This window comes from Arenicella xantha (assembly GCF_003315245.1).
Taxonomy (GTDB): Bacteria; Pseudomonadota; Gammaproteobacteria; order Arenicellales; family Arenicellaceae; genus Arenicella; species Arenicella xantha.
On sequence record NZ_QNRT01000001.1, the window covers coordinates 1,158,080 to 1,175,232 of the forward strand.

The 17,153-nt window shown below is 48.9% G+C and carries 17 protein-coding genes; 9 read left to right on the forward strand and 8 right to left on the reverse strand.

Features of this window, described 5'->3' with window-relative positions; all coding sequences use genetic code 11:
• Positions 1–33: 33 nt before the first annotated feature.
• Together DFR28_RS04885 and DFR28_RS04890 are read right to left on the reverse strand one after the other, a co-directional pair.
• Positions 34–729 carry a lysoplasmalogenase gene (locus tag DFR28_RS04885; RefSeq protein ID WP_113953150.1) on the reverse strand — a complete coding sequence of 232 codons (696 nt, stop codon included), beginning with the start codon at positions 727–729 and terminating at the stop codon, positions 34–36.
• 39 nt (positions 730–768) lie between these two features.
• Positions 769–1,281: an adenine phosphoribosyltransferase gene (locus DFR28_RS04890; protein ID WP_113953151.1), complete on the reverse strand. Its 513-nt coding sequence runs from the start codon at positions 1,279–1,281 to the stop codon at positions 769–771.
• A 136-nt stretch (positions 1,282–1,417) separates the two neighbouring features.
• On the opposite strand from DFR28_RS04890, the gene DFR28_RS04895 reads away from it, so the two are divergent.
• Positions 1,418–2,503 (forward strand): AI-2E family transporter, encoded by a 1,086-nt coding sequence (locus DFR28_RS04895; protein WP_113953152.1) that lies wholly within the window; start codon positions 1,418–1,420, stop codon positions 2,501–2,503.
• A 92-nt stretch (positions 2,504–2,595) separates the two neighbouring features.
• On the opposite strand, the gene metK is transcribed toward DFR28_RS04895, so the two are convergent.
• Positions 2,596–3,762 carry a methionine adenosyltransferase gene (metK, locus tag DFR28_RS04900; RefSeq protein ID WP_113953423.1) on the reverse strand — a complete coding sequence of 389 codons (1,167 nt, stop codon included), beginning with the start codon at positions 3,760–3,762 and terminating at the stop codon, positions 2,596–2,598.
• A gap of 125 nt (positions 3,763–3,887) precedes the next feature.
• On the opposite strand from metK, the gene DFR28_RS04905 reads away from it, so the two are divergent.
• On the forward strand, positions 3,888–4,481 hold the full coding sequence (locus tag DFR28_RS04905) for a DUF4870 domain-containing protein (protein WP_113953153.1): 594 nt from the start codon (positions 3,888–3,890) through the stop codon (positions 4,479–4,481).
• Here DFR28_RS04905 and hemL read toward each other — a convergent pair.
• The 4 genes from hemL to pdxA all read right to left on the reverse strand — a co-directional run bounded on the left by hemL (position 4,465) and on the right by pdxA (position 7,947).
• Positions 4,465–5,739 carry a glutamate-1-semialdehyde 2,1-aminomutase gene (gene hemL / locus DFR28_RS04910; protein WP_113953154.1) on the reverse strand — a complete coding sequence of 425 codons (1,275 nt, stop codon included), beginning with the start codon at positions 5,737–5,739 and terminating at the stop codon, positions 4,465–4,467. The genes DFR28_RS04905 and hemL overlap by 17 nt on opposite strands.
• A 124-nt stretch (positions 5,740–5,863) precedes the next feature.
• Positions 5,864–6,067: a 50S ribosomal protein L31 gene (rpmE, locus tag DFR28_RS04915; RefSeq protein WP_113953155.1), complete on the reverse strand. Its 204-nt coding sequence runs from the start codon at positions 6,065–6,067 to the stop codon at positions 5,864–5,866.
• A 129-nt stretch (positions 6,068–6,196) separates the two neighbouring features.
• Positions 6,197–6,997 carry a 16S rRNA (adenine(1518)-N(6)/adenine(1519)-N(6))-dimethyltransferase RsmA gene (rsmA, locus tag DFR28_RS04920; RefSeq protein WP_113953156.1) on the reverse strand — a complete coding sequence of 267 codons (801 nt, stop codon included), beginning with the start codon at positions 6,995–6,997 and terminating at the stop codon, positions 6,197–6,199.
• Positions 6,994–7,947, reverse strand: coding sequence for a 4-hydroxythreonine-4-phosphate dehydrogenase PdxA (pdxA, locus tag DFR28_RS04925; RefSeq protein ID WP_245941731.1), 954 nt, complete (start codon positions 7,945–7,947; stop codon positions 6,994–6,996). The genes rsmA and pdxA overlap by 4 nt, the downstream gene beginning before the upstream one ends.
• A gap of 127 nt (positions 7,948–8,074) precedes the next feature.
• Here pdxA and glmU point away from each other — a divergent pair, with 127 nt between their 5' ends.
• Genes glmU through DFR28_RS04955 form a run of 6 tightly spaced genes read left to right on the forward strand, consistent with a single transcriptional unit; the run spans position 8,075 to position 15,460 of the window.
• Positions 8,075–9,466 carry a bifunctional UDP-N-acetylglucosamine diphosphorylase/glucosamine-1-phosphate N-acetyltransferase GlmU gene (glmU, locus tag DFR28_RS04930; RefSeq protein ID WP_113953158.1) on the forward strand — a complete coding sequence of 464 codons (1,392 nt, stop codon included), beginning with the start codon at positions 8,075–8,077 and terminating at the stop codon, positions 9,464–9,466.
• Positions 9,467–9,488: 22 nt separating this feature from the next.
• Positions 9,489–11,324 carry a glutamine--fructose-6-phosphate transaminase (isomerizing) gene (gene glmS, locus DFR28_RS04935; RefSeq protein WP_113953159.1) on the forward strand — a complete coding sequence of 612 codons (1,836 nt, stop codon included), beginning with the start codon at positions 9,489–9,491 and terminating at the stop codon, positions 11,322–11,324.
• Positions 11,325–13,499: a DNA helicase II gene (gene uvrD / locus DFR28_RS04940; RefSeq protein ID WP_113953160.1), complete on the forward strand. Its 2,175-nt coding sequence runs from the start codon at positions 11,325–11,327 to the stop codon at positions 13,497–13,499.
• An 11-nt stretch (positions 13,500–13,510) separates the two neighbouring features.
• Positions 13,511–14,179: an esterase/lipase family protein gene (locus DFR28_RS04945; protein ID WP_113953424.1), complete on the forward strand. Its 669-nt coding sequence runs from the start codon at positions 13,511–13,513 to the stop codon at positions 14,177–14,179.
• Positions 14,172–14,708 carry a GNAT family N-acetyltransferase gene (locus DFR28_RS04950; RefSeq protein WP_113953161.1) on the forward strand — a complete coding sequence of 179 codons (537 nt, stop codon included), beginning with the start codon at positions 14,172–14,174 and terminating at the stop codon, positions 14,706–14,708. The genes DFR28_RS04945 and DFR28_RS04950 overlap by 8 nt, the downstream gene beginning before the upstream one ends.
• Positions 14,705–15,460: an enoyl-CoA hydratase/isomerase family protein gene (locus DFR28_RS04955; protein ID WP_113953162.1), complete on the forward strand. Its 756-nt coding sequence runs from the start codon at positions 14,705–14,707 to the stop codon at positions 15,458–15,460. The genes DFR28_RS04950 and DFR28_RS04955 overlap by 4 nt, the downstream gene beginning before the upstream one ends.
• A 114-nt stretch (positions 15,461–15,574) precedes the next feature.
• Here the strand turns inward: DFR28_RS04955 and yrfG are convergent, their stop codons facing one another.
• On the reverse strand, positions 15,575–16,216 hold the full coding sequence (gene yrfG, locus DFR28_RS04960; RefSeq protein ID WP_113953163.1) for a GMP/IMP nucleotidase: 642 nt from the start codon (positions 16,214–16,216) through the stop codon (positions 15,575–15,577).
• Between the two features lie 96 nt (positions 16,217–16,312).
• Between yrfG and dapF the strand changes: the two genes are divergently transcribed.
• Positions 16,313–17,146: a diaminopimelate epimerase gene (gene dapF / locus DFR28_RS04965; RefSeq protein WP_113953164.1), complete on the forward strand. Its 834-nt coding sequence runs from the start codon at positions 16,313–16,315 to the stop codon at positions 17,144–17,146.
• Positions 17,147–17,153 lie beyond the last annotated feature (7 nt).

Consider the following 17,153-nt stretch of genomic DNA (forward strand, 5'->3'; position numbering starts at 1 on the left):
TCATGACCTAAACGTCTGCTTGAGTCTCTCTAGTTAACGCTTGGATTGCGCGATTAGAGTCGGTAACGCAAACGCCAGCAAGCTAATCGCTAACCAATAAAGGCTTAAAACAACTAGCGCGGACCAATCAAATGGAACCAGAAATTTATTTAACGCGATAACCGAATCAGAAACACCAAACAGCAAGGCACCAATCGCAATCTGCCACTCGGCAGCCCCTTGATGACCCTTGGCGTTTAACGCCATGCCAATCGCTTGCGCCATCATAATGACAATTATTAGCAAATACGCCGCCACCGGCACCAGCAGCGCACCAAGTTTGGGATACAAAATTGAATAGTACGCACCACAGATCAGTAAACTGATGCCGAGTACCTTGGGCTTAAGCTGATTGCCTCGCAGGCTAATGAAACTCACGATGAAACACAGATGTGCTACAAAAAACGCCGCTAAGCCAAATACGAAATAGTCATTTTTCAACAATAAGGCATCGCCCAACAGACACGCAAATAGCGCAATTAAGGCAATCGGCGACTCGCGACGAGACAAGCCAATCGAGCGCCATACGAATAAACCAATGACCAAAATGGTCGTCAGGGGCTTGAGTAGCATAAACCAACCCCATTGCTCATTCAGTACTGAGCCGATAGCGGCACACGCACAAAGCGCAATTGATGCAAGAATCCAGCGGCTCACTGTCGACGACGAAGCGGTGGTTAGCGAGTCCATGCGCACCACTTAACTACTATTTTGGTTCGCGAAGCCATATTAAAACTGCACCAAGGCCATCGTATCAACGTCGCCTAAACGCGCGCGACCGTTCAACTCGGCTAGTTCAATGACAAATGCGAACAATCTAACATTACCCCCGACCTGATTAACCAAGGCTGCGGCCGCCGATGCGGTGCCGCCGGTGGCGAGCAGGTCATCAATAATCAGCACCTGGTCGCCCTGCTTAATCGCAGTTTTCTGTAATTCGACTTCCGCTTCACCATATTCTAGGGAGTAGGTTTCCGACACGCAGTCACCACCAAGCTTACCCTTCTTACGCGCCATAACGACCGGCAAACCTAACTGCAAGCCCAGCGCCGCCCCAAACAAAAATCCACGGGCATCGAGCGCCACAATGCGATCAATCGAATGGTTCTCACATTCATCGGCAAATTGCTGGATCACCCAAGCGAATGCTTCAGGGTGCTCGGTGATTGATTCAATATCTTTAAATTGAATTCCCGGTTTAGGGAAGTCGGGAATCGTTCTGATCAGTGATGCTAAGTCCATAAACGTTTAACGCTCGCCATATAAATAGTCTTTTCGCAATTATAACGATTCCTTATGACTCTCGTACGGGCTTTTCCTTGTGGCGAGCCAAAGCAGGCTTTATATTGGCCATTCAGTTACTTTTACAGGGATTATTATGACCATCGACACACGCGCTATTTCGATTTCGTTGGTGATATTAGCAACCATTTCGGTATTCTACGTTTTAGTCGTAGGTCAGGCGTTTTTGGTTCCATTAGCCGTAGCGCTTATGGTTTGGTATGTCATTAATGCTTTGAGTCGCACATTTGCCCGCGCAATTCCCATTTTTGATAAGCCCAATTGGCTAACCATGTTGTTGGCGCTAATAAGTATTGGAATGTTCTTTGGTTTTGCGATCGACATGGTGTCCGACAATATATCAGCGGTACGCGAAGCAGCTCCTCAGTACAAAGTAAACTTTGACCGCATGATGGCCGACCTCGCCGCTAACTCACGCTTTGATTTACTCAGTAACGTCAAACAAATGGTTACCAACATCGAGATCGCACCGCTTATCTCAGCCTTGGCTAGCACCTTCACCAGTATGATCGGTAATGTGTCGTTAGTGTTGTTCTACGTTATGTTTATGCTGCTGGAACAAGGCACTTTTCAGAATAAGATTCGCGCGATTTTCCCTGATCAGAATCGACGTGGCTCAATTATGAGTATTTTGTCGCACGCTCAGGAAGACATTCAAACCTACTTGTGGATTAAAACCGTCACTAGTTCTTTAACGGGAATCATTAGCTACGGGGTTTTACTCTGGGTCGGCGTCGATTTTGCTGGATTTTGGGCGTTCACGATTTTTATGTTGAACTTCATTCCCACCATCGGCTCCATTATTGCGACACTATTTCCCGCTATCCTGGCCATGATACAGTTTGACACCTTCGCCCAATTCTTCATTGTATTGGCGGCGGTCGGGGCTATCCAGGTGGTGGTTGGTAACTTCTTGGAGCCACGCCTAATGGGCAACTCACTAAATGTTAGCCCGTTTGTGGTGATGATGTCATTGACCCTATGGGGCAGCATTTGGGGCATTGCAGGCATGTTTCTGAGCGTGCCGATCACGGTAATGATGTTGATCGTGTTCGCACATTTTAAGAAGACCCGCTACATCGCCATTTTACTATCGGGCGACGGTAGCTTAAAGTTTGCCGAGACCGACAGCAGCACTTCTAATGAATTAAGCCGTGATTAATAAATGCTATTGATTAGTCGCTACCATACAAACGAAAAAAAAGGCCGCATTAGCGGCCTTTTCTTAGATTTTAACTGAACTATACCCGTGTACTACAAACCGGCTGCGTCGCGCAAGGCGTCCGCTTTATCCGTATGCTCCCAAGTAAACTCAGGTTCAGTACGACCAAAATGGCCATAGGCAGCCGACTTTTTATAGATCGGACGTAGCAAATCAAGCGTTTGGATAATCGCTTTCGGACGTAGATCAAAATGCTCCGCCACCAAGGCTTCTATTCTCGCTTCATCAATTTTAGCGGTTCCAAACGTATTAACCATTAAGCTTACCGGCTTGGCAACACCAATCGCGTAGGCCACTTGCACTTCGCAGCGCTCAGCAAGACCCGCAGCAACCACGTTCTTAGCCACATAACGACCAGCATAGGCCGCCGATCGATCAACTTTTGAGGGGTCTTTACCCGAAAAAGCACCGCCACCATGATGCGCGGCACCACCGTAAGTATCGACAATGATTTTACGACCAGTAATACCACAGTCACCAACCGGTCCGCCAATCACAAATCGACCAGTAGGATTGATCAGGTACTTAGTATCTGCGGTGATCATTTCTTTCGGTAAAACTGGCTTAACAATCTCCTCAATCACCGCCTCGACTAAATCTTCATGCTTGATTGATTCATCATGCTGCGTCGATAACACAACCGTATCGATATAGCTCGGCTTACCGTTTTCGTAACGCACAGTCACTTGCGATTTAGCATCAGGTCGCAACCAAGCCAGTTGACCACTCTTACGCACTTCAGACTGTTTCTTGACTAAACGATGTGAATACTCGATCGGCATTGGCATCAATACATCGGTTTCCGTGCAAGCATAACCAAACATAAGCCCTTGGTCGCCGGCTCCTTGGTCTAGGTCAAGACCTTCACCTTCGTTAACACCTTGAGCGATGTCAACAGACTGCGGATCAAGCGTAAGCATGACCGCGCAGCTAGCATGATCAAAACCCATCTCAGAGCCTTCATAGCCAATATCTTTGATTGTCTTGCGAATACGCTCAACGACACCGTCCAAACTTCGTTTACTGGTAATTTCACCAGAAAGTACCACTAAGCCAGTATTCACCAGCGTTTCGCATGCTACACGCGAATGGGGGTCTACCTCTAACAGATAATCAAGAACCGTATCTGAAATTTGGTCAGCCACTTTATCTGGGTGACCTTCCGAAACCGATTCGGAGGTGAATAAGTAATCACGCATTGCCATACCTTTTCGTATTTTAAGGGTATTTGAGTAAATTTAGTCGGCGGAGTTTAGCACTAACTATGTTTTAATACACTTCACTCAAATCAAGTTGTCTTCGTTTTTGAACGAGCTTTCTAACCATGGTAAATCGCTTACCTAGCTGGATATTTCTTTGCCTGGCCATATTGTTGATGGGATTTGCCTTGACGCCACTAGTGCGCGTTGCACTGGGCATTGACGACACCATTCAAATGTCTTTTTTAACGATGGTGTCGATACTCATCGGAGGCTTAATGTGTGGACTAACGGCCATGTTGCTTTTAGCCAAGCGCCAACCCGAGTTACGAACTTATTTCGACGATCAAGCTGACCACGTTCAAGCGGCCAAAATGCACGCCTGCGGCCTGCTCTTATTCACCGGGCTACCACTCGCTAATTTCTTAGCCTGTTATTACCTTTGGGTCACAAGTCGCAGTCGCTCGCGATACTTAGATTACCAAGGGCGCGAAGCGATTTGCTTTCAAATCACCATCTATTTATATCTACTAATGTGCCTGTTCATGGCCTACGTGATCATCGGTGCACTTGCGATACCGCTGCTGTTAATTTTTAGCCTGTTGGCAAGCTTAACCGCAGTCGCTTCGACGCTGCGCGGCAAACAGTTTCGATACCCAGCCAATATTTCGATTATTGATCGGGGCATGCAAACAGTACCGGCTACAGAGTCTGCATAACCTCAGCCGCAGACTCCAAGGTATCGGCGATATCATTTTCGCTGTGAGTAATCGAGATAAAACCAGCTTCGAATGACGACGGTGCCAAATAGACGCCGCGGTCCAGCATTCCATGAAAAAATGCATTAAATCGAGCGCCATCACAGGCCATAGAGTCAGCAAAACTTTCCACGCGATCAGCATCAGTAAAGAAGAAGCCAAACATCCCGCCCACACCATTGGTGGCCAATGGTATATCCGCGCGGCTAGCGGCATTTTTGAGCCCAATCAACAGACTCTTGGTTTTTGCTGTTAAGTTATCGAAAAAGTTAGGCACAGAGATTAATTCAAGAGTTTTGATACCTGCCGCCATTGCCACGGGGTTACCAGACAGTGTTCCCGCTTGATAAACTGGGCCATCCGGTGAAATATGATTCATGATATCGGCTCTACCGCCAAAAGCTCCAACCGGCATGCCCCCGCCAATCACCTTACCAAAGCAAGTTAGATCAGGCGTAATACCGTAAAGCCCTTGCGCGCCCTGTAAGCCCACACGGAAACCAGTCATGACCTCATCAAAAATTAATACGGTGCCGTATTGATCACAGACCTTGCGCAACCCTTCCAAATATCCAGGCTTTGGTGTAATCAAATTCATATTGCCGGCTACCGGTTCAATAATGATAGCGGCAATTTGATCACCCAATTCAGCGAAAAGAGACTCCACCTGATCTAGATCATTAAACGGCAATGTCAGCGTTTGCTCAGCTACAGCAGCCGGCACTCCCGGCGAAGTTGGCACGCCAAAAGTAAGCGCGCCTGAGCCGGCTTTAACCAACAAGCTGTCTGAATGGCCATGATAACAACCTTCAAACTTCAAGATTTTATCGCGACCAGTGTAGCCTCGCGCTAAGCGTAATGCACTCATAGTCGCTTCCGTTCCGGAGCTCACCATACGCACTTTGTCGATGCTTGGGATTAGCTCACAGATTTTCTGCGCCAGCGACGTTTCCGACTCGGTCGGCGCACCAAAACTCAAACCATTGTCCGCCGCAGTTTTAACTGCATCAATCACTTCAGGATGAGCATGCCCTAGAATCATTGGCCCCCACGAGCCGACATAGTCAATATATTGTTTACCATCAGCATCCCAAAGATACGCGCCTTTAGCTCGTTGGATGAAAACCGGCTCACCACCCACACTTTTGAAGGCGCGAACGGGCGAGTTAACCCCGCCAGGAATGTATTGTTGTGCTTGTTCAAATCGAGAAGTAGACATGCGAATGGTCTCGTGTTTGGTGGATATGGGAGATTGCCATGATGCCGCCTTGCTCGCAATCAAAAGCAAGGCGAAAAAAAAGACGCAAATATGCGTCTTTTTCTCATTCCATAAAAATGGAACTCTATTTCTTGCCGTAACGCGACTTGAATCGACCAACGCGGCCTTCAGTGTCCATTACTTTCTGCTTGCCAGTATAAAACGGGTGGCACTCAGAACAAATTTCCACATGGAGGTCTTTGCCTAAGGTTGAGCCAGTTTTAAACGCGGCGCCGCATGCACAGGTGACGTTAATTTCACCGTATGCTGGATGGATGTCTGCTTTCATGATTTTCTCCAGTTAAAAGAGATCGAACTCGTGATTTGGCGCGAATTCATACTCAGGGCGAGCGAATATAGGGCAATCGCCGCGCTAATTCAAGCGCTTAACACGCACTGCGACTAAAATTTCTCCAATTTAGCTATTGTTTGGCTTAACACTTGAGTAAACATTCGCCAAAGCAGCAAACTGCCCAACCGATAAAGTCTCCGAACGAGCGGATGGATCGATATCAATTGCTTCGATTTGACTTGTAGATAGCATCGGCTTGAGGTTATTACGCAAGGTTTTACGTCGCATACTAAAAGCCTGTTTAACCAACGCCGTGAAATCCTCATGATCACTGACCGGATGTGCAATCTCCGTCAATGGCGTGAGCCGAGCGATGGCGGAATCCACTTTGGGCGCGGGAAAGAAGGCTGTTGGAGGCACACCAAACAAAAGCTCAATATGGTAGCGTTGCTGCAACATTACCGATAAACGACCATATTGCTTGCTACCCGGCTTGGACGCCATGCGTTCAACTACCTCTTTTTGCAGCATCACAATCTGCGAGTCAATTCGATCCGCGTACGGCATCAAGTGAAACAATACCGGACTAGAAATATTATACGGCAAGTTGCCGATCACCTTAATTTTGCGATCAACCTGATTAAGCACCGTAGCAAAATCAAACTTCAACACGTCAACACCGTGCACTGTGAGGCGCGGATTGTTGCGTGCTCGCCAATATTCCACCAAGTCTCGATCAAACTCGACTAAATGCAAATGCGCAGCCAGTGGTAAAATCAATTCAGTTAAAGCACCTCGCCCAGGACCAATCTCCAACACGATATCGCTTGGTTGCACACTTAAGCTACCCACTATCTTGGCAATGATATTCGGGTCCTGCAAAAAATTTTGGCCAAGAGTTTTTCTTGGCGCTGCAAATTCGGTCATTGGATATTCTCTGTTAACTTGCGACTGTGTTGCATACGACGCGCTTCAGCAATCGCGGTCATTAGGCTGCCGGTATCAGCCTGCCCCGAGCCGGCCAAATCAAATGCTGTGCCATGGTCAACCGAGGTGCGAATAATCGGTAGGCCCAAAGTAATATTGGCGGCTTCGCCAAACCCTTGCGACTTTAAGACTGGCAAACCTTGGTCATGATACATCGCCACCGCAATGTCAGCCTTTGCCAAATATTTAGCAGTAAATAGTGTATCCGCCGGCAATGGACCGACCACATCCAAACCTTCAGCGCGTAAACGCGCCAACGCCGGCTCAATGATTTCGATTTCTTCCATGCCCAAATGTCCACCTTCACCAGCATGTGGATTCAACCCGCAAATCAACTGGCGCGGTGCAGCAATACCAAACTTCGACCTAAGGTCATGATCAATAATTCGACATACTTGCATAATGCGCTGCTCAGTAATCGCGGCACTGACGTCTTTTAACGGCAGATGCGTTGTTATCAGCGCAACCCGAAGGCGCGACGTCGCCAGTAGCATAACCGGCAACGGGGCGCCGGTTCGCTCGGCCAAGTATTCGGTATGCCCACTAAAAGCCATGCCGGCATCATTGATAATCCCCTTGTGTAACGGGCCAGTCACCATCGCCGAAAAATCACCTTGTAGGCAACCATCAATGGCGACATTTAACATGTTAATCACACCCGGCACGTTTACTACACTTGGCGCCCCACAAACACTTGGGTCAGCCACAGGTACATCGATCACCCTGAGGCTCGACGGCAAGGCAATGCCTAAGCGCTCAGCTCGCGCTATCAACACTCGTCGGTCGGTGATCACCGCAATATCCAACAATTCTGATTCTTGAGCTAGCTGTAGGATGATGTCTGGGCCAATTCCGGCGGGTTCACCGACGGTATAAGCAATTCGAGGCATAGGCGTTGTGGTTGGCATTTTCTGATTATACCGCCTGCCCTTACCTAACGGTTATTTTATGTGGTTAAGCTCGTTACCATCGACGCGGTTTGCTAGAATCATTCTTTTACTTAACGCCCCTCTCCTAATGAGCAACCGACCTCTTCATATCGTGATTTTGGCCGCCGGCAAAGGCAGCCGTATGCTTTCCGACCAACCAAAGATCTTGCATCAAGTTGCCGGCAAGAGTTTGCTTGACCATGTACTCGATAGCGCATTGGGCCTCAATCCACAAATGATACATATCGTGGTGGGTCACGGTAAAGACGAAGTAATGGCGGCATTCGAGCATCATACTAGCCGCTCTTTATTTAGCTGGGTTGAACAAACCGAGCAGCTCGGCACGGGTCATGCAGTCTCCACAGCACTTCCAGCGATTCCCGAAGAGGCAGATGTATTAACCCTAACCGCTGATGTACCCCTGATCAAACAGCAAACATTAAGCGATTTAACGGCCTGCCTAGACACCCATTGCTTGGCGATTCTTACCGCCACAGTGGCAGACCCAACTGGACTGGGCCGAATCACACGTAACGACGATGGTGACATCACAGGCATTGTTGAACATAAAGACGCGAACTCCACACAACGAGCAATTCGCGAAATTAACTCAGGCATTATTTGTGCGCGCCGATCCGAGTTGGCCGACTGGCTTACCCGAATTGACAGCGATAATGCTCAAAACGAATACTATCTGACCGACATTCTAGGATTAGCTCACCAAGACGGTGCGCCAATAGCGAGTCGGCAGCCAGCGCAAAACCATGAAGTAATGGGCATCAACAGCCGCAAACAATTAGCCGAGGTAGAGCGGCTATATCAACGCGAATTAGCTGACCTGCTAATGGAACAAGGGGTTACACTGCGTGATCCGTCGCGAATTGATATTCGTGGCGATGTTACTATTGGTGCAGACACTATTATCGACGTTAACGTTGTCATTGAAGGCCCTACTCATATCGGCCGGCACGTAACGATTGCACCAAACTGCATCATCACAGCAAGCCGCATTGCGGATTCTGTCAAGATTCATGCCAATACGGTGATCGAACAAACCGAGATTTCTTCAGGTGCCAACGTCGGACCATTTGCGCGCCTCCGGCCAGGCACGACCATTGGTGAAAACGCGCGTATTGGCAATTTTGTCGAGACCAAGAACTCGAAGTTAGCCGAAGGGGCCAAAGTGAACCACCTCAGTTATGTGGGCGATGCAACTGTGGGCCGTAACACGAACATCGGTGCCGGTGTTATTACTTGCAATTACGATGGCGCCAATAAACATCAAACGACCATTGGCAATGACGTATTTGTCGGGTCTGATTGCCAACTAGTCGCGCCAGTAGAGATTGAAGATGGCGCCACTATTGGTGCCGGATCGACCATTACGCAACATGTTGGTAAAAATCAACTCGCGATTAGCCGAGGCCGTCAGCGCCAGATTTCTGGCTGGCAGCGACCGGTGAAGAAAAAACTCCGTTAGAGAAAACGATAGGATTATTGATATGTGTGGAATTGTAGGGGCAGCAGCGGCGCGAAATATTACGCCTACGTTATTGGATGGCTTGCGCCGCCTTGAATACCGAGGCTACGACTCCGCGGGTTTAGCCGTCGTCGACGGCAAGGGACAACTCTCACTGCGTCGCAGTGTTGGCCGCGTTGCCAGTTTGACAGCAATAGCTGATCAGGTAGACGGTCATGTGGGTATCGCTCATACACGCTGGGCAACCCACGGCCGACCCGCCGAGAATAATGCGCATCCACACACCAGCTCATCGCAGGTTGCAGTGGTGCATAACGGCATTATCGAGAACCACCAAGAATTACGAGCTCGGCAAATTGAGCAAGGATTTCCATTCAGTTCTGAAACCGATACTGAAGTTATTGTTCATCAAATCGATTGGCATATGCAACAAGGCTTAGGCTTGCTGGCTGCGGTGCAAGCAACAGTATCTGAGCTACGCGGCGCCTATGGTTTAGGCGTGGTGTCCAAACTGGAACCTGACACTCTAATCGCGGCTCGCAGCGGATCCCCTTTATTGATCGGCTTAGGTGAGCATGAAAATTTTATTGCCTCCGACATGTCGGCACTAATCCCTGTATCGAACCGCTACATGGTTATGGAAGACGGCGATATTGCAAAGATCACCAGCACTTCAGTTGAGATTTTTGACCTTAACGGCCAACCAGTTGAACGCAAAGTGATTATCAGCCACCTCAGTGACGAAGAGACCGAGCTGGAAGGGTATGCGCATTACATGAAGAAGGAAATTCATGAACAAACGCGCGCCATAACTGAGACATTAGAAGGTCGACTCGGTGCCGACAGCGTCTTAGAGCTGCCGTTCGGTGACAATGCGCGGGAAATATTCGACCGTACCAAAGAGGTAAAAATCATTGCCTGTGGTACTAGTTATTACGCCGCATCGGTAGCTCGCTACTGGTTTGAAGAATTCGGCATTAAGTGTGACGTAGAAATCGCTAGCGAATATCGCTACCGCAAACACGTAGTCAATCCCGGCACGTTGTTTATGACCATCTCACAGTCAGGCGAAACACTTGACACCATGGCCGCGCTGGAAATGGCTAAGACGATGGGTTACTCGAATACACTATGCATTTGCAACGTACCTGAAAGCTCACTTGTCCGTGCTAGCGACTTAACCATTTTCACCCATGCTGGGCGTGAGATTGGGGTCGCCTCGACTAAAGCCTTTACTACCCAATTAGTCACCTTGCTAATGGTTGCAATCTGCTTAAGACGTAGACGCTTGGGCGACGGCAGAACAATTGATGCCATGGAAACTGAGATCGTCAACGAGCTGCGCACGCTGCCCCAACAAATTGAAAACGTGCTGAGTTTAGAAGACCAAATAATTGTCATGTCGAAGCACTTTGGAGATAAAGAACACGCTTTATTTTTGGGTCGCGGAGCACATTTCCCAATTGCTATGGAAGGCGCACTAAAGCTTAAAGAAATTTCTTATATTCATGCTGAAGCCTACGCTGCAGGCGAATTAAAACACGGCCCGCTGGCATTAATAGACGAAGATATGCCGGTGGTTGCGGTTGCCCCGAATGACGAATTATTGGAAAAACTCAAATCCAATTTGGAAGAGGTAAGAGCACGCGGCGGTAAGCTGTTTGTATTTGCCGATGCCGAATCCGGCCTAAGGTCAGACGATCAAGTAATGGTCTTGAACGTTGCTCCGGTCAATAATTTTATAGCTCCCATACTTTATGTGGTGCCGCTACAACTGCTGGCGTACCACGTTGCGTTATTAAAAGGCACGGACATCGATAAACCTCGAAACTTAGCCAAATCAGTGACGGTCGAATAAGTGGATATTTCACATATTTTTAATGAGCTAAACGACGCTCAACGTGAGGCCGTCGCTGCGGCTCCTTCACCGGTATTGATTCTGGCAGGGGCTGGCAGCGGTAAGACTCGCGTGCTGACGTCACGAATAGCGTACTTAGTCGAAGCACACAACGTGTCTCCGCTGTCAATTATGGCGGTGACCTTTACCAATAAAGCCAGCAAGGAGATGCGCATACGCATTGAAGAAATGCTCGGCCTCCCCATGTCTGGAATGTGGATCGGTACTTTTCACAGCCTTGCGCATCGCTTACTTCGTCAGCACTATCAAGAAGCTAATTTGCCGCAGGCATTCCAGATACTCGACAGTGACGACCAGCTACGAATGATCAAACGTAGCCTCAAAGAGCTCGCGCTGGATGAAGCTTATTGGCCACCAAAACAAGTACAGTGGTTTATCAGTGGACACAAAGAAGAAGGGCGACGTCCGACCGGCGTGCCGCCCAGCAATGACCCGCAACAACAAACCCTGCTAGCGGTTTACAGTCATTACGAATCCTTATGTCAACGCTTTGGATTGATCGATTTCTCGGAGCTGCTACTGCGTGCCTACGAGTTGCTTAAAAACAATGAAGTGTTGCGCGCACGTTACCAAGACCGTTTTCAACATGTACTGGTCGACGAGTTCCAAGACACCAACTCAATCCAATATGCATGGTTACGCCTGCTGGTACAAAAGTCTCGCAATCTATTCGCGGTCGGCGATGATGACCAAAGCATTTACGGATGGCGCGGCGCCAAAGTCGAGAACATCCTGCAATTTGAGAAAGATTTTCCCGACACCAAAGTCGTGCGCCTCGAGCAAAACTATCGCTCCACCAGTCATATCTTAAGCGCCGCAAATGCTGTTATTGAAAACAACAATACACGCCTTGGCAAGAACTTATGGACCGCCGGTGAAGACGGTGAACAGGTCAAACTCTATACCGCTTATAACGAACAAGACGAAGCGCGCTTTATTATTGACCAAATCCAAGCATGGGTAGATCAAGGAGGCTTGCGCAGCGAAGTCGCTATTCTTTATCGTTCAAATGCTCAGTCTCGAACCTTCGAGGAACGCCTATTAAATGTCGGCATGCCATATCGAGTCTACGGTGGACTACGCTTTTTCGAGCGTGCCGAGATTAAAGATGCGCTTGCGTATTTGCGACTCTGTACCCGCGGCGATGATGACCCCTCATTTGAGCGCATCGTCAACACTCCAACTCGCGGCATTGGCAACAAAACCGTCGACACCATTCGCGAATACGCTCGACAAAACCAGCTTTCCATGTGGGATGCGGCAAATCAGCTAGTCATCGGCTCCCAGCTAACGTCTAGAGCGCAATCAGCATTAGCCGTATTTGTGAACCTAATCCAAGAAATACGCTCACAAATTCAGGACCAAGACCTGTTTCAGCAAATTGAGATTATGCTGGATCTCAGCAAGCTACTAGAGCATTTTAAGAAGGAAAAAGGTGAGAAAGGCCAAGCGCGCGTAGAAAACTTGCAAGAACTGGTGACCGCAGCACGCGGATACGAAATTGACGAAACTGACGACGACCTGCCGCCGCTTTCTTCATTCTTGGCTCACGCGGCACTAGAAGCCGGCGAAGGCCAAGCAGAAGAGTGGGAAGACTGTGTTCAGCTTATGAGCTTACACACCGCCAAAGGGCTCGAGTTCCCCTTAGTATTCCTCACCGGCCTCGAGGAAGGCTTATTTCCACACCAACGTTCATTGGAAGAAGGCTCCGGTCGGCTCGAAGAAGAACGACGATTGTGCTACGTGGGCATGACTCGCGCAATGCAACAACTGTGGTTGACACACGCCGAGAGTCGCCGTCTATATGGCTCGGAAAAATACACTAGTCCGTCTAGATTCCTCGGTGAAATTCCCGATGAATTGGTGCTTGCAGTACGGCCCAAACCAAAAACCAATTACTCGGCACCAGAACGCAAACACTCGGCTTGGGTCGATGACCAAAGTACCCACGAAAGCGGGGTTACGGTAGGCATGCGCGTTGGACATCCTAAATTTGGTGAGGGTATGGTAGTCAATTTGGAGGGGCACGGTGAATATGCTCGAATCCAAATCAACTTTGCCGAGGTCGGCAGCAAATGGTTGGTGCTCGCCTACGCCAACTTAACCCAGCTGTAACGGTAAGTACGTTGTCTACTCCACCAGTGCCTGAACGCGTGGTATTGCTGCATGGCTTACTGCGCACGCGGAGCGCCATGAGCCGCCTCGCTACGGAGTTACAAGCAGATTATGAAGTAGTCAATCAAACCTATCCGTCGCGACGTCATAATATTGAGACATTGGCAACTTTAGCTATCGAAAACGGCTTAGCCAACCGCCAAGCCGGGCAGAAAGTGCATTTCGTTACTCACTCGCTAGGCGGTATTTTGGTACGTCAGTATCTGAGCCAGCACCAGATCGAAGATCTTGGCCATGTGGTGATGATCGGACCACCGAATCAAGGCAGTGAAATTGTCGAAGCGTTTCAGCAGAACCCCATGCTTGCAATGTTGTTCAACAGCCTAAATGGCCCAGCCGGAAAACAACTAGGCTCTCATCCAAACAGCAAACCCAATACCCTTGGGGCGGTAGATTTCTCGCTCGGAGTAATCGCTGGCAACCGGCGTCTGGATCCGATCTTATCTAACCTGCTACCAACCGAAAGCGACGGTAAAGTCACAGTCAAAAGCTCTATGGTGGACGGCATGCAAGACCATATTGTACTGCCAGTGGATCACACCTTCATGATGCGCGACAAACGCGTTATTCGCCAGGTCAAATATTTTCTCGAAAAAGGCTGCTTTCTCCACAATGATTGAGCAACTCACCCAATTAAAAATAGAAACCGAGCGTTTACGCATTCGTCGTATTGAGGACGCCGATGTAAAAGCGATTTACCCGATCCACAGTGAACCGGTCGTCAATCGCTACTTACCATACGACACTTGGACATCTTGGGATGACGCCAAGCATTGGTATGCCAGAGTTCTCGAGCGGCGACGTATTCTCGAGGCTGAGCAATTCGTAATCGAGTTGAAGGACTCGGCGAATATCATTGGCACCTGCATTGCATTCAGTTTCTGCCCGAATGCGCGCAGTCTTGAGTTTGGCTATGTTCTAGGGCGAGCCGCATGGAAACAAGGCTACATGCTTGAAGCCATGTCGAGCTTTGTGCCAACTTTGCAACAACGGTTAGCCTTGAACACGCTGATTGCCAGAGTTGAGTCTGACAATCTTGCTTCGTTAGCTCTCGTTAAAAAACTTGGATTCAAGCACATCGACACGATGATTAGCAGCGATGGAGTACACTTATGCCAATTACAAAAACAATACGGAAGCACAGCATGAGTACCATTCTGACGACTGAAAACAGCGGCGTTTTCACGATTAGTTTAAACCGGCCCGACGCATTCAACTCATTTACCCCAGACATGCTACACGCGCTGAGCGCTGCTCTCAACGAGGCAGACCACAGTAAGACTGCCAACGTTATCGTATTAGAGGGCAACGGGCGCGGCTTCTCGGCTGGCGTTGACCTAAAGATATTACAGGGCATCGAACCTGCCGCAGGGCGTATCGGTGATGTCTTCGATACTATCGCTAACTCAGTCACTGCGGCGATTAGAAATCATCGCTTGCCAGTAATAGCCAAAGTGCATGGCGCGTGTTTCACCGGCGCTTTGGAGATTGCGTTAAGCTGTGACTTTATTATTGCCGAGGCTAAAACCAAGTTTGGTGATACGCATGCTAAATGGGGCTTACGACCAACGTGGGGGATGGCACAGAACTTGGCGCGAGCAGTCGGCGTACGTCGCGCCCGCCAGTTATCATTTTCAGCAGCGGTCTTTTCGGGCACTCAGGCGCATGCTTGGGGCTTGGTTAATGAGGTTGCCGCTGACGCCGACGCGTTAACCGAGCGGGTAGCGCAACTCGCACAAGAAATATCCAGTGGCAGCACTGCCGCGATTGAGGCTTATAAAAAGCTCTATCAATTGCACGAAGAATGTCATCCACTCGAATCCGCATTAGCCGCTGAAAACGAGCTACAGTTCCCGAACATTAGCGACACCAAAGATCGACTCGGCAACTTTGGTACATAATTTGGCGCATAACGAGTAGGTCACTGATAGTGGCACTGATAGGACATTGGGACGGAAAACCAATTAGTTGTCAGGAACTCGTATCGTAGCCCTGAACCTAGGTGTCCTTAGGGTTCAAACAAGTTCATCAAGCATATGAAAGCGGCTGCCGCTGGCTCGTTGCGCTTGAGAATCAGGTTTGGCGATACTGAACACATGCGCAATGCCGTAATCATCGGCAGCCTCAAGCACCGATTCACTGTCATCCAAGAACAGCGTTCGGCTTGGGTCGAATGCTTTTAGTTTCTGCAAAGAGTCCCAAAATCCACGGTCTTCTTTCGGATAGTCCAGCTCATGCGAACAGTGCATTTGATCAAAATATTGATCGATCTGAGTATGCTGAATTTTCAGATCCAACACCTTACGATGCGCATTAGTGATTAAACGCACATCTTCGCTCTCGGTTTGGCAGCGTTGTAAAAATGCTTGCGCGTTAGGTCGATAGGCTATTTTATGCGCTGTCTCGGTTTTATGCTGCATGATGTCGATATCCAGCGTATCACTCCAAAAATCCACGCAATACCAATTCAATGTGCCCATATGTTTGCGAAACAGTGGCATTAGCCGCTCCTTAGCCGCCTCGGCAGGCAAGCCGTGCCGCGCGCCCCACACAACGGGCAAATGCTCTTGCCAGAAATGGTTATCGTAATGCAGATCCAACAGCGTTCCGTCCATATCCAGGAGCACTGTATCAATATTTTGCCAATCTATTTGCATGCGCTGATTATACTGAATTCGGCGTGAGTATTGCGAATACCAAACGAGTATTCGGTATTTTAAGAGTTAGCCATCAATTTATGCTTAAATACCCGCATGGAACTGCACTTTACAAAAATGCACGGCTTAGGCAATGACTTTGTTGTTTTGGATTTTACCAAGCAACCGTTAGCGCTATCGTCGGCACAAGCGGCATTAATCGCTGATCGCCACTTCGGCGTGGGTTGTGATCAAATTTTGATCGTTGAGACATCTGATACCGACGGTGTCGACTTCAAATATCGCATCCTCAACGCTGATGGCTCGGAAGTAGGTCAGTGTGGCAATGGTGCACGCTGTTTCGTACGCTATGTACATGACAAAGGGTTAAGCGCTAAAAACCCGATCAGTGTAGAAACCCTAAGCGGCCAAATGACGCTCACTATCGACCCAGTTACACGACTGGTAACGGTGAATATGGGGGCCCCACGATTTGCCCCTAAAACCATACCACTGGCTGTGGGCAACAAAGCCGATCGTTACTCGCTAGATATCGACGGGCAAACTGTCGAATTTAGCGCGCTGTCGATGGGAAACCCGCATGCAGTATTAGTAATCGACGATGTACAGACCGCTCCGGTGCAGCAACTTGGGTCGATATTAGAATCACACCCGATATTTCCAGAGCGCGCCAATATTGGTTTTATGCAAATAAATGACCGGCAAAATATTAGTCTGCGCGTGTTTGAACGCGGTGCCGGTGAAACCATCGCATGCGGCTCCGGTGCCTGCGCAGCGGTGGTGGCAGGTATCCAAATGGGCTTGCTTGATCAGCATGTACTCGCTCAATTGACTGGCGGCGACCTCCAAATCACATGGGCAGGCGAAGGCCAACCCGTTATGATGACCGGACCAGCCGAGACCACGTTTGAAGGACGCTTAACTCTTTAAACCTCAC

Excerpts from the sequence above, each read along its gene's own strand:
- DFR28_RS04890 (WP_113953151.1), bottom strand. The coding sequence starts at position 1,281 with ATGGACTTAGCATCACTGATCAGAACGATTCCCGACTTCCCTAAACCG.
- rpmE (WP_113953155.1), bottom strand. The coding sequence starts at position 6,067 with ATGAAAGCAGACATCCATCCAGCATACGGTGAAATTAACGTCACCTGT.
- DFR28_RS04955 (WP_113953162.1), top strand. The coding sequence starts at position 14,705 with ATGAGTACCATTCTGACGACTGAAAACAGCGGCGTTTTCACGATTAGT.
- DFR28_RS04950 (WP_113953161.1), top strand. The coding sequence starts at position 14,172 with ATGATTGAGCAACTCACCCAATTAAAAATAGAAACCGAGCGTTTACGC.
- pdxA (WP_245941731.1), bottom strand. The coding sequence starts at position 7,947 with ATGCCTCGAATTGCTTATACCGTCGGTGAACCCGCCGGAATTGGCCCA.
- DFR28_RS04905 (WP_113953153.1), top strand. The coding sequence starts at position 3,888 with ATGGTAAATCGCTTACCTAGCTGGATATTTCTTTGCCTGGCCATATTG.
- DFR28_RS04885 (WP_113953150.1), bottom strand. The coding sequence starts at position 729 with ATGGACTCGCTAACCACCGCTTCGTCGTCGACAGTGAGCCGCTGGATT.
- glmU (WP_113953158.1), top strand. The coding sequence starts at position 8,075 with ATGAGCAACCGACCTCTTCATATCGTGATTTTGGCCGCCGGCAAAGGC.
- glmS (WP_113953159.1), top strand. The coding sequence starts at position 9,489 with ATGTGTGGAATTGTAGGGGCAGCAGCGGCGCGAAATATTACGCCTACG.
- DFR28_RS04895 (WP_113953152.1), top strand. The coding sequence starts at position 1,418 with ATGACCATCGACACACGCGCTATTTCGATTTCGTTGGTGATATTAGCA.
- rsmA (WP_113953156.1), bottom strand. The coding sequence starts at position 6,997 with ATGACCGAATTTGCAGCGCCAAGAAAAACTCTTGGCCAAAATTTTTTG.
- yrfG (WP_113953163.1), bottom strand. The coding sequence starts at position 16,216 with ATGCAAATAGATTGGCAAAATATTGATACAGTGCTCCTGGATATGGAC.
- hemL (WP_113953154.1), bottom strand. The coding sequence starts at position 5,739 with ATGTCTACTTCTCGATTTGAACAAGCACAACAATACATTCCTGGCGGG.
- dapF (WP_113953164.1), top strand. The coding sequence starts at position 16,313 with ATGGAACTGCACTTTACAAAAATGCACGGCTTAGGCAATGACTTTGTT.
- metK (WP_113953423.1), bottom strand. The coding sequence starts at position 3,762 with ATGCGTGATTACTTATTCACCTCCGAATCGGTTTCGGAAGGTCACCCA.